The organism is Candidatus Aminicenantes bacterium, assembly GCA_026393795.1.
In the GTDB taxonomy this organism is placed as follows: domain Bacteria; phylum Acidobacteriota; class Aminicenantia; order UBA2199; family UBA2199; genus UBA2199.
In genome coordinates this window covers 1-1830 of sequence record JAPKZL010000180.1, presented here as the reverse complement: position 1 = coordinate 1830, position 1830 = coordinate 1, and the positions used below count along the sequence as shown (strand labels likewise).

Sequence of the window (1830 nt, the reverse complement as noted above, 5' to 3'; positions counted from 1 at the left end):
TCCAGGATATTGTCTTTTTTTTCCATTGCGAAATATAAGTGAAGAAAAACCAAATCGGCCTAATTTGCAGCCTATTGTTTTGAGCTGCCCCTACCCTATTTCATTATTTCATTTTTTTTTCTTTGTTGACTGTCGAGGGCGGTTCGTGAACCGCCCCTACAGATATTTATAGATTTAAAACACCGCGGATGGCGGAGGCGGTTCATCGGCAGCCCCGGCGTGGCGCAGGGGGAAATAAATCAGATAGGCGCCAAGGATCAACAGGACAATGAAACCGAGCAGGTACCTGGGATGGGCGAATATGGAAGGAATCGGCGTGTGTATGAAGTTCTGCATGTACAGAAATGTCCAGGCTGCGCGCACCAGGCCCATTAACGCTTCGCCGGCAATAAGACCTGAGGCGAGCAGAATCCCGACATTTTCCGATCGTGCTTTTTGGGCATCATTCAATTGGCGTTTGGCCATAACCTTATCCATGATACCTTTGATCATGCCACCGCAAAAAATTGCGAAGGTAGTTTCCAAAGGCAGATACATGCCGACTGCCACCAGCATCGGTGATTTGACCTGGACCAGGATCAGGGCAAAGCCCATGAACATACCGACAATAACCAAAGGCCAGGCCATTTCTCCACGGACAATGCCCTGCGAAAGAGCGGCCATCAAACCGGCCTGCGGCGCCGGCAATGCCTTGCTGCCAAAAGTGAAAGCTCCATGCAGAAGCATCAAGGGAAAATAAAGCACCAGGGCCGAGAAAACAATCCCAAGAATATCGCCCACTTCCATTTTCCAGGGAGTGCCGCCGAGAAAATGGCCGACTTTCAAATCCTGCAACATCTCACCGGCCACGGCGGATGAAACACAGATAACTGCAGCTACGCCAAGAACCGCCAGAACACCGCCAGTACCCCTTGCGCCAACTAGTACCATGAGCAAGGCGGCGATGATCAGCGTTGAAAGAGTCAGGCCTGAAATAGGATTGTTCGAAGAACCGATTGTTCCTACCAGGTTTCCAGATACCGCGGCAAAAAAGAAACCCGCTACGGCCATGACTACAGCCGCAAGGATCGCCGTTCCCCAGTTTTGAGCGAATATATGGTATAACACAACCATCACGCCCACGGTAAACAGCATACTGAGCAAAACCAGTTTGAAATTCAAATCCTTTTCTGTGCGAATGGTGATTTCCGCCTGACCGGCTGATTTTTTCATATCGCCTATCGATCTTTTAATTCCGGCTCCCAGATTCTTGCGCATGCGGAAAAGCGTATATCCGGCGCCGACCAACATGCCGCCCACGGCGATTGGCCGGACAATGAATTTCCAGGTGTGATCGACCAGGTCCACCCAGCCGACCTGGGCCATGGTGGCGCCCGCCCCATAAAAGGCCGTGACCAATTGCGGGCCAAGGAAAAAAATCAACAGCGGCACAAACAAGCCCCAAGCCAGCACGCCGCCGGCAAAGTTAAGGGCGGCCAGGCGCGGGCCGATGATATAGCCTACGCCGATATAAGCGGGGAAAATGCCGGGTCCGGCCACCGACACGGTACCTCCAGTTCCGAGCTTCGGCGCCAGCTTGGCAGCGCCCAATTTCACGAAACTGGAGCCAATGGTTCCCATCTTGATAATGAAATCCTTTGAAGCCGCAAACAATCCCAAAAATCCGAGGGCATAGACCGATGCGCCGATTCCCATCGCCTGAAAAAGATGTTTGGCGCCAGCGCTCCCCTTTTGGCCGGCCTTGTGAATTTCAGACGCCGCGACCGATTCGGGGAACTTCAGATCGGGATCGGAAACCATCACCCGACGCAGGAAGGTTACAAAAAGAAT

The 1830-nt window shown here is 52.3% G+C and carries 1 protein-coding gene; it reads right to left on the bottom strand.

Features of this window, described 5'->3' with window-relative positions; translation table 11 throughout:
- Positions 1-174: 174 nt before the first annotated feature.
- Positions 175-1830: oligopeptide transporter, OPT family (locus NTW95_08555; protein ID MCX6557460.1), on the bottom strand; the 1656-nt coding region annotated here is incomplete at its 5' end.